Below are 9062 nucleotides of genomic sequence, written 5' to 3' on the forward strand. Positions count from 1 at the left end.
TCTCCAATCACCATTTCTTACCCCGGTGTTTGGGCGGTGGGTTTTTTGGGGGCCCCCCTTAACCCCGCCCCCCCCTCTCAATCCTGTTGGCCGGGGGGGCGGCCGCCGTGAGCGTACGGATCAGATGAGGCCCAGGCCGCGCACGGCCTCGCGCTCGTCCACCAGCTCCTGCACGGACGCGTCGATGCGCGTACGCGAGAACTCGTTGATCTCCAGGCCCTGGACGATCTCGTACTTGCCGTCCTTCGTGGTGACGGGGAAGGACGAGATGATGCCCTCCGGCACACCGTACGAGCCGTCCGACGGGATGCCCATGGAGGTCCAGTTGCCCTCGGCCGTGCCGTTGACCCACGTGTGGACGTGGTCGATCGCGGCGTTGGCGGCGGAGGCGGCGGAGGACGCGCCACGGGCCTCGATGATCGCGGCACCGCGCTTGGCGACGGTCGGAATGAAGTCCTCGGCCAGCCACTTCTCGTCGTTGCCGATGGCCTCGATGGCGGGCTTGCCCGCGACCGTGGCCTGGAAGATGTCCGGGTACTGGGTCGCCGAGTGGTTGCCCCAGATCGTCAGGCGCTGGATGTCGGCGACCGTGGCGCCCGACTTCTTCGCGAGCTGGGTCAGCGCGCGGTTGTGGTCGAGGCGGGTCATCGCGGTGAAGCGCTCGGCCGGTACGTCCGGGGCGGCGGCCTGGGCGATCAGCGCATTGGTGTTCGCCGGGTTGCCGACGACGAGGATCTTGACGTCGTCCGCGGCGTTGTCGTTGATGGCCTTGCCCTGCGGCTTGAAGATGCCGCCGTTGGCCTCGAGGAGGTCGCCGCGCTCCATGCCCTTCGTACGCGGGCGGGCGCCGACGAGGAGACCGACGTTGGTGCCGTCGAAGGCGACGTTCGGGTCGTCGGTGATCTCGATGCCCTGAAGCAGCGGGAAGGCGCAGTCGTCGAGCTCCATGGCGGTACCCTCGGCGGCCTTGAGCGCCGGGGTGATCTCCAGGAGACGCAGCTTGACCGGCACGTCCGCGCCGAGCAGCTGGCCGGAGGCGATGCGGAAGAGCAGTGCGTAGCCGATCTGGCCGGCGGCGCCGGTGACGGTGACGTTCACGGGAGTGCGGGTCATGGCGTTCTCCGTAGGACAGCAGGTCATTTGATCGATCTCTTGGTATCAAGAGATCCGTTCGTCAGGCTACCGCGCCCCGCCCGCACGGGAACCACAGGTCCCTGTGGATCGCCCCACAGCCCCTCCCGTGCCCTGGTACGAACACGCGAACGGCCGCCGAGCCCGGGAGAGAAAGGCTCAGGCGGCCGCCGTGGGGGTGCTACTGCGCGATCCCGTGGGGTACTGGTCCGCCTTCCCCGAAGCGGCTCACCCATGCACGGCTACTTGGTGCAGCCCTTCTGCCCATTCGCGAGCGTCGCGCACGCCTTGACGTCGGAGGCCGCGTCCACGGCCATCATCGGCGTGTACGCGTCCGTGTCCGCGGCGCTGACCGTGCCCTTCTTCGAGGACGCGGCGCCCTTCTGCAACTGGACGGCGTCACCGGGGGCCGCGCCCTGGATCCGGGCCCAGGCCGCCTTGCACGTCTTGCTGTAGCGGACCTGGACGGTGACGGTGCCGACCACGGCGTCGGTGGAGTTCAGCGCGTGTTCGCCGCCGCAGTTCATGGCTTCCGGGTCCTTGCCGCCGCAGCCCGCGCCCACGCACTTGACGCCGTCGGGCAGCTGGGGCGCGCTCGCGCTCGGCGAGGGCGACTTGCCTGCCTCGGCTCCGTCGTCCCCGGTCCCCCTGACCACGAAGAAGCCGACGGCGATGATCAGGGCGGCGCCCAGCGCCCCGGCCCCGAACATCACCAGCCGGCGCCGGCCGCCCCCGCCGCCACCCGGCACCGCGCCCCGCGGCGGCTCCTGCGGCGGTTCCTGCGGCGACAGCACGGGGGCCGGTCCGAACTGGTCCACGCTCGGCGCCGACGCCTGGGGCGGCACGGTCGGGCGCTGCGCCCCGCCGGGCCCCGCCGGCTTGGCGGGCTTGGCCTGTCTGGTCTGCTTGGCCGGTTTGGTCTGCGTGGCCTGCCCCGGCCCCCCGAACTCGCCCAGCGCGGCCCGCGCCTGGGATATCCGGATGGCCTCCATGGTCATGTCGTGGCGCATCTCGGAACGGCTCCACGCGCGCTCCGCGAGCTCCCACATCGTCGTCAGGTGAACGGGGTTGGTGCCGGTCACCTCGGCGAGCGCGACGATGGCGCCCTTGGGCGCGAGCAGCCGCCCGTTCAGGTACCGCTCCCACGACGTCTTGCTGTACCCGGTACGGTCCGCGAGCGCGGCGATCCCCAGGCCGCTGCGGTCCACAAGTCGGCGCAGCTGCCCGGCGAACTCCCTGACCTGTGGATCGAGTTCATCCGGAAGCGCCTTCCAACGAGGCATATCGCCCTTCCCCCTTATTCCCCCCGCGAGCCCTGTTCCCCCGCGCCGCGCGTCGCACTTCGGCCCCCAGTGGCTACCCATTGGGATGCGGGAAACCAGGATGTCAGTTCCCGGTCCGGGGGCGTATGGGGTCATTCGACAGCGTGCACCGGGCCCTGCGTGCGGAAAACCCCGAGAACGTGCCGGAGATCACCACAAAAGGAGGCGGGGCCTCCAATGTGGAGGCCCCGCCTGTCACTTGGGGTCGTCAGCGGCTCACGGACGGCTCATCGACGGCCCGTTCGACGGTTCAGCGCACCGTGAAGTGCAGCGTGTCCTGAAGGAACGGAAGCTTCAGCCACGGTTCGGGCTGCGCCATCAGCGCCAGCAGCACGATGACGATGCCGAGGCCCGCGCACGTGACCATGTCGGTGAAGCGCGAGCGCACGGCCAGCATCCCGACGTCCGGCAGCAGCCGGCGCAGCACGGCGCCGCCGAGCAGCGCGACACCCACCAGGATCGTGCCGACGCGGAACAGACCGAAGGCGGTCAGCAGCAGCCCGAGCGCGGTCACCGAGAGAACGGCGATGATCGGCCACTGGCGGGCGGGCGCGGGCGCGTCCCCGCCGGCGGCCCGGCCGCCGCCCTCCGGGCGCGCGGTGTCACGCGTGAAGAGCGGGAAGCGCCGGCTGCCGGACTTCTTCGGGTCCTGGGAGGCGCCTTCGGACGCGGCACCTTCGCCGACACCCATGGCCGCGCTCCCGGCCGCTTCAGCCGACACCGTTCGCGTCCCGTTCGGCGGCCTCGACCACGTTCACGAGGAGCTGGGCACGGGTCATCGGGCCGACCCCGCCCGGGTTCGGCGAGATCCAGCCCGCGATCTCGGTGACGCCGGGGTGCACATCGCCGACGATCTTGCCGTTCTCGTCGCGCGAGACGCCGACGTCGAGCACGGCGGCTCCGGGCTTCACGTCCTCCGGCTTCACCAGGTGCGGCACGCCCGCGGCGGCCACGATGATGTCGGCCCGCTTGAGGTGCGCGGACAGGTCACGGGTGCCGGTGTGGCACTGCGTCACCGTGGCGTTCTCGGACTTGCGGGTGAGCAGCAGTGGCATCGGCCGGCCGATGGTCACGCCACGGCCGACGACGACGACCTCCGCGCCCTTGATCTCCACACCGTGCTTGCGGAGCAGCGTGATGATGCCGTACGGGGTGCAGGGCAGCGGCGCCGGCTCGTTGAGGACGAGGCGGCCGAGGTTCATCGGGTGCAGGCCGTCGGCGTCCTTGTCCGGGTCCATCAGTTCGAGGACGCGGTTCTCGTCGATGCCCTTGGGCAGCGGCAGCTGGACGATGTAGCCGGTGCAGGCCGGGTCCTCGTTGAGCTCGCGGACGACGGCCTCGATCTCCTCCTGCGTGGCCGTCGCGGGCAGCGTGCGCTGGATCGACGCGATGCCGACCTGCGCGCAGTCCCGGTGCTTTCCGGCGACGTACTTCTGGCTTCCGGGGTCCTCCCCTACGAGGATCGTGCCGAGCCCCGGCGTGACCCCCCTCTCCTTCAGCGCCGCCACGCGGGCGGTCAGATCGGACTTGATCGCGGCTGCGGTGGCCTTGCCATCGAGAATCTGGGCGGTCATGCCGCCATTGTTCCAGGGCGGCCGCGGTTCACCCAAGTTGCACTTGCACAACAGCCTGCGGACCGACTGGACAGGCGTCACGTCATTGAGAACGATGAGACCCGCAGTACCGCGGGAAGCGTCGGGGGAGCAGACCGCACCAAAGGCACCTTCGCCCGTCTTCCTCCGTACAAGACCCGTCGTCCCCGACGTTCAACGGAGGAAGCGAGAACCATGAGTTACGGCGAGCCGAACAACCCCTACGGCCAGCAGCAGGGCAACCCGTACGGCCAGCAGGCCCCCCAGGGCGTGCCCCCGCAGCAGGGTTACGGATATCCCCAGCAGCCGGGCCAGGGCGGGTATCCCGCCTATCCGCCGCAGCCCGGCCAGCCGTACGGCGGCGGCCCTGTCATGACCACCATGCCGGGCACGGTGAGCACCGCCCGCGTGCTGTTGTGGGTCATCGTCGGCCTGCAGATCATCGGTGTGGCGCTGTTCGCCATCGCCGCCGCGAGCGTCAGCGCCGCCAAGAACGACGCGCAGCTCAAGGAGGACGCCGCCTTCCAGCAGCTCGCCGACTACTCGTCCGGCATGTTGTGGGGCCTGACCGTGTTCGCCGTGCTCTGGGCGGCCTTCGCCGTCGTCCTCGCGGTGAAGTTCAACACGGGCGGCAATGGCCTGCGCGTCGCGGCGATGATCTTCGGCATCATCACGGCGATCATGGGCCTCTACCCGTTCCTCGTCGTGGGCCTGGTCCACACGGTGCTCGCCGTCCTCATCGCCGTCTTCGTCGGCAACGCGAACGGTTCGGCCTGGTTCAACCGCGCCCGGCACTGACCGTTCCGAGTAGCCCTTCGGCCCTGACCCGGCTCGCACGCCTGGTCAGGGCCGACTCGTACACCCGCACATCCGCCTTCAGAGGAACACAGCCATGAGCCACGGCGAGCCCAACTCCCCTTACGGACCCCCGCCGCCCCAGGCCGGCCCCTACTACGGCGGGCAGAACCCGTACGGCGTGCCGCCGCAGGGCTACGGCCACCCGTACCCGCCGGCGCCGACGGGGGTGCCGCCGATCGCCTCGATGGGGCGACGCCTCGCGGCGCGGGTCATCGACGGGGTGCCCCTCACCATCCTCAACATGGTGCTGATGGCGCCCTCCATGTCGGACTACTTTCACGCGCTGGGGGCCTGCGATTCGTCCGACACCGCCGCCTTCAGCAGTTGCGTCCAGGAGGCCGCGGGCGACTTCTACTCCGGGATCGTCCCGGTGGCGCTGGCCATGACGGCCGTCGTCTTCCTCTACGAGTGGCTGATGATCTCCCTCGTCGGCGCCACTCTGGGCAAACTCGCGGTGGGCCTGCGCGTACTGAAGGCGGAGAACGGCGCCAAGCCGGGGCTCACCAGTGGCTTCCTGCGCTGGGTCATCCCGATGGTCGGCGCCTTCGCCTGCGGGATCGGGATGCTGGTCGTCTACCTGTCGCCCTTCTGGGACAAGTCCGGCCGCAAGCAGGGCTGGCACGACAAGGTGGCGGGCACGGTCGTGGTGCACACGAAGGGCTGACCGACACACGCGAGGGCCCGCCGGTCGTCGACCGGCGGGCCCTCGCGCATGCATCGACTGTTGCGTCGACCGTCAGTGGTCGACCGTCAGTGGAAGAAGTGGCGCGTGCCCGTGAAGTACATCGTCACGCCCGCCTTCTTCGCGGCCTCGACGACCAGCTCGTCGCGGACCGAACCGCCGGGCTGGACCACGGCCTTGACGCCCGCGGCCGTCAGGATCTCCAGGCCGTCGGGGAACGGGAAGAACGCGTCGGAGGCGGCGTACGAGCCGCGCGCCCGCTCCTCGCCCGCCCGCTCGACGGCGAGCTTCGCGGAGTCCACGCGGTTGACCTGACCCATGCCGACGCCGACGGAGGCGCCGTCCTTGGCGAGCAGGATGGCGTTGGACTTCACCGCGCGGCTCGCCTTCCAGGCGAACGCCAGCTCGTCCAACTCGCCCTGGGAGAGCGCGTCTCCGGTCGCGAGCGTCCAGGAGGCCGGGTTGTCGCCGTCGGCCTGGAGGCGGTCGGTGACCTGGAGGAGCGCGCCGCCGTCGATCTGCTTCGTCTCGACCTTGGCGGCCGGGCCGTTCGGGGCGCGCAGCACGCGGATGTTCTTCTTCTTGGTGAGGGCCTCGAGGGCGCCGTCCTCGTAGTCGGGCGCGACGATGACCTCGGTGAAGATCTCGGCGACCTGCTCGGCCATCTCCTTGGTGACCGGCCGGTTCACGGCGATGACGCCGCCGAACGCGGACAGCGGGTCACAGGCGTGGGCCTTGCGGTGCGCCTCGGCGACGTTCGCGGCGATCGCGATGCCGCACGGGTTCGCGTGCTTGATGATCGCGACGCAGGGGTCCTCGTGGTCGTACGCGGCACGGCGCGCGGCGTCCGTGTCCGTGAAGTTGTTGTACGACATCTCCTTGCCGTGCAGCTGCTCGGCCTCGGCGAGGCCGCCGCCCGCGGCGGAGCCGCTGATTGACACAGTGTCGACGTAGAGGGCCGCGCCCTGGTGCGGGTTCTCGCCGTAGCGGAGCACGTTCTTGCGCTCGTACGTGGCGCCGATGAAGTCCGGGAAGCCGCTGTCGTCGGCGGCCGCGTAGTCGTCGGCGAACCAGGAGGCGACGGCCACGTCGTACGACGCCGTGTGCTGGAACGCTTCGGCGGCGAGGCGCTTGCGGGTGGCGAGGTCGAAGCCGCCGTCCTTGACGGCCGCGAGGACACCCGCGTACCGCTCGGGGCTCGTGACGATGGCGACCGACGGGTGGTTCTTGGCGGCGGCGCGGACCATCGAGGGGCCGCCGATGTCGATCTGCTCGACGCACTCGTCGGGGGTGGCGCCGGAGGCGACGGTCTCCCGGAACGGGTACAGGTTCACGATCACCAGGTCGAACGGCTTCACACCGAGGTCGGCGAGCTGCTTCTGGTGGTCCTCCAGGCGCAGGTCGGCGAGGATGCCGGCGTGCACCTTCGGGTGCAGGGTCTTCACGCGGCCGTCGAGGCACTCGGGGAACCCGGTGAGCTCCTCGACCTTGGTGACCGGCACCCCGGCGCCGGCGATCTTCCCTGCGGTGGAGCCGGTGGAGACCAGCTCGACGCCCGCCTCGTGGAGCCCGCGCGCGAGCTCTTCCAGACCGGTCTTGTCATAGACGCTGACGAGCGCCCGGCGGATGGGTCGCTTGTTGCTTCCGGCGGTTCCGGCGGTGTTTTCCGCGGTCACGGGGTGACTACCTTTCGTCCCTCAATGCTGAAGCCGTTACGGGCGAGCCGCCCCACGACATCGACGAGCAGCGTGCGCTCGACTTCCTTGATGCGCTCGTGCAGAGCGCTTTCACCGTCGGCGGTGTCCTCTTCCACGATCTCGACCACGCCCTGGGCGATGATCGGTCCTGTGTCGACGCCGTCGTCGACGAAGTGGACGGTGCAACCGGTGACCTTGGCGCCGTACGCGAGCGCGTCCCGCACGCCGTGCGCACCGGGAAAACTGGGCAGCAGGGCGGGGTGCGTGTTCACGAACCGCCCGCCGAAGCGGGCGAGGAACTCCTTGCCCACGATCTTCATGAACCCCGCGGACACCACCAGGTCCGGCTCGTACGCGGCCGTGGCCTCAGCGAGCGCCCGGTCCCACTCCTCGCGGGTCGCGTGGTCCTTCACGCGGCACACGAACGTCGGCAGACCCGCGCGCTCGGCGCGCTCCAGGCCGACGATGCCCGTCCGGTCGGCGCCGACGGCCACGATCTCGGCGCCGTACGTGTCGGCCCCCTGCGCCGCGATCGCGTCGAGGAGTGCCTGCAGATTCGTTCCTGATCCGGAGACCAGCACGACGAGGCGCTTGGCCTTGGCCACGACGGGGCCCTTTCTAGGGGAGCTACGGTGCGCGGCCGGCGCGTACGGCCGCACCTTTGGTGCGTTCGCACGAACGCTTCGCCTTCCCCGATCGGGGAACCCTACGAAGCGGCCGACCGGCAGCAACGATACCGGCACGGCCGACGGGCCCCATGGGACGGGGGCCGGGCCGACAGGTAGCGTCGGCCGGGACGGAACGCTGAGCGGCCATCGGACGTTGACGTGAAGAACGCCACGCCGGGCCGCCGCCGGCGGTCCCGTGACCGACGACCTAGGGGAAGACGCACATCTGATGCCGGACCGAAGCCTTCGCCTCACGCTGCCCACCGGCGCCGTCCTGCCGCGCGAAGGCCGACCCACACCGCCGTCGCCGCCGTCCAAGGAATCGCCCAAGGAATCGCCCAAGAAAACGGACGACTCCAAGGACAGCAATCCGTTCGCGCCGCCGGCCGAGGACGCGCCCGACCGGCCGTGGCAGCCACGCCGCCCGGAGGGCTCGGACTCCGACTCGGGATCCGGTTCGGGACAGGGCGGGGGCAGCGCGCCCTGGGGCGGCCAGTGGAGCGACCGTCAGCCGGGCCCGGCCCAGGGCGGCCGCTTCGGCGACCGTCCTGGCAGCGGCGGGGGCGGTGGCCCCGAGGGGCAGAACAGCGGGCAGGGCCCGGGCCCCGGCGGCATGCGCTGGGATCCGACGGACCCGATCCAGCGCCGCGCGCGCTACGCGCTGCTCTCCGGGATGTGGGGCTTCTTCTTCGCCCTGTTCAGCTGGCCGTACGTGGCGCTGCTGCTGGGCGTCCTCGCCCTGTACTGGGGCGTCAGCGCGCTGCGCATGAAGCCCCGCCCGGCCGACCCGGACACCCCGCCGCGCCCCGCGGAGGCCGAGGCCGCGCGTCCGCAGACGACGGCGGCGATCAGTGGCCTGGTCACGGGGGCGCTCGCGCTGGCGATGGTGGCGTCGTTGTTCACGGCGAAGATGGTCTACAGCGACTATTACGAGTGCCGTACGGACGCATTGACCAACGCGGCCAAGAAGTCCTGCGAAGACCTCCTCCCGAAGGAACTCCGGCCACTACTGGGCGAACGCTGACCCACGGTTACGGCCACGGGGCTCCGCCCCGGACCCCGCGCCTCAAACGCCGGCGGGGCTTGATTTTGCCGCAGGGGCTTGATCTATC

At 70.6% G+C, this 9062-nt stretch carries 9 protein-coding genes; 3 read left to right on the forward strand and 6 right to left on the reverse strand.

Features of this window, described 5'->3' with window-relative positions; translation table 11 throughout:
- Positions 1 to 120: 120 nt before the first annotated feature.
- From ABT004_RS34995 to ABT004_RS35010, 4 genes are all read right to left on the reverse strand, one after another.
- Complete coding sequence (locus tag ABT004_RS34995; protein ID WP_267069475.1) at positions 121 to 1113, reverse strand: malate dehydrogenase; 993 nt, start codon at positions 1111 to 1113, stop codon at positions 121 to 123.
- A 260-nt stretch (positions 1114 to 1373) separates the two neighbouring features.
- Positions 1374 to 2414 carry a helix-turn-helix domain-containing protein gene (locus ABT004_RS35000; RefSeq protein WP_351345393.1) on the reverse strand — a complete coding sequence of 347 codons (1041 nt, stop codon included), beginning with the start codon at positions 2412 to 2414 and terminating at the stop codon, positions 1374 to 1376.
- A 289-nt stretch (positions 2415 to 2703) separates the two neighbouring features.
- The gene (locus ABT004_RS35005) at positions 2704 to 3144 is read right to left on the reverse strand and encodes a DUF3017 domain-containing protein (RefSeq protein WP_351345396.1); all 441 of its coding nucleotides are present in this window, start codon (positions 3142 to 3144) and stop codon (positions 2704 to 2706) included.
- Positions 3145 to 3163: 19 nt separating this feature from the next.
- Entirely contained in the window at positions 3164 to 4027 is an 864-nt protein-coding gene (locus ABT004_RS35010; protein ID WP_351345399.1) for a bifunctional methylenetetrahydrofolate dehydrogenase/methenyltetrahydrofolate cyclohydrolase, read from the reverse strand.
- 213 nt (positions 4028 to 4240) lie between these two features.
- Between ABT004_RS35010 and ABT004_RS35015 the strand changes: the two genes are divergently transcribed.
- Both ABT004_RS35015 and ABT004_RS35020 read left to right on the forward strand, forming a co-directional pair.
- Entirely contained in the window at positions 4241 to 4843 is a 603-nt protein-coding gene (locus ABT004_RS35015) for a DUF3824 domain-containing protein (protein ID WP_351345402.1), read from the forward strand.
- Positions 4844 to 4937: 94 nt separating this feature from the next.
- Entirely contained in the window at positions 4938 to 5567 is a 630-nt protein-coding gene (locus ABT004_RS35020) for an RDD family protein (RefSeq protein WP_351345405.1), read from the forward strand.
- A gap of 86 nt (positions 5568 to 5653) precedes the next feature.
- On the opposite strand, the gene purH is transcribed toward ABT004_RS35020, so the two are convergent.
- Positions 5654 to 7261, reverse strand: a complete 1608-nt coding sequence (gene purH / locus ABT004_RS35025) for a bifunctional phosphoribosylaminoimidazolecarboxamide formyltransferase/IMP cyclohydrolase (RefSeq protein ID WP_351345408.1) — start codon at positions 7259 to 7261, stop codon at positions 5654 to 5656.
- Positions 7258 to 7887 carry a phosphoribosylglycinamide formyltransferase gene (gene purN / locus ABT004_RS35030; RefSeq protein ID WP_351345411.1) on the reverse strand — a complete coding sequence of 210 codons (630 nt, stop codon included), beginning with the start codon at positions 7885 to 7887 and terminating at the stop codon, positions 7258 to 7260. Before purN ends, purH begins: the two co-directional genes overlap by 4 nt.
- Positions 7888 to 8179: 292 nt before the next feature.
- On the opposite strand from purN, the gene ABT004_RS35035 reads away from it, so the two are divergent.
- Positions 8180 to 8974, forward strand: a complete 795-nt coding sequence (locus tag ABT004_RS35035; protein WP_351345413.1) for a hypothetical protein — start codon at positions 8180 to 8182, stop codon at positions 8972 to 8974.
- Positions 8975 to 9062: the final 88 nt, after the last annotated feature.

This window comes from Streptomyces sp. NPDC002790, assembly GCF_040295505.1.
GTDB lineage: Bacteria > Actinomycetota > Actinomycetes > Streptomycetales > Streptomycetaceae > Streptomyces.

What these genes read in the sequence shown, in the direction of transcription:
- ABT004_RS35015 (WP_351345402.1), top strand. Translation starts at nt 4,241, where the DNA reads ATGAGTTACGGCGAGCCGAACAACCCCTACGGCCAGCAGCAGGGCAAC.
- ABT004_RS35020 (WP_351345405.1), top strand. Translation starts at nt 4,938, where the DNA reads ATGAGCCACGGCGAGCCCAACTCCCCTTACGGACCCCCGCCGCCCCAG.
- ABT004_RS34995 (WP_267069475.1), bottom strand. Translation starts at nt 1,113, where the DNA reads ATGACCCGCACTCCCGTGAACGTCACCGTCACCGGCGCCGCCGGCCAG.
- ABT004_RS35010 (WP_351345399.1), bottom strand. Translation starts at nt 4,027, where the DNA reads ATGACCGCCCAGATTCTCGATGGCAAGGCCACCGCAGCCGCGATCAAG.
- ABT004_RS35035 (WP_351345413.1), top strand. Translation starts at nt 8,180, where the DNA reads ATGCCGGACCGAAGCCTTCGCCTCACGCTGCCCACCGGCGCCGTCCTG.
- ABT004_RS35005 (WP_351345396.1), bottom strand. Translation starts at nt 3,144, where the DNA reads ATGGGTGTCGGCGAAGGTGCCGCGTCCGAAGGCGCCTCCCAGGACCCG.
- ABT004_RS35000 (WP_351345393.1), bottom strand. Translation starts at nt 2,414, where the DNA reads ATGCCTCGTTGGAAGGCGCTTCCGGATGAACTCGATCCACAGGTCAGG.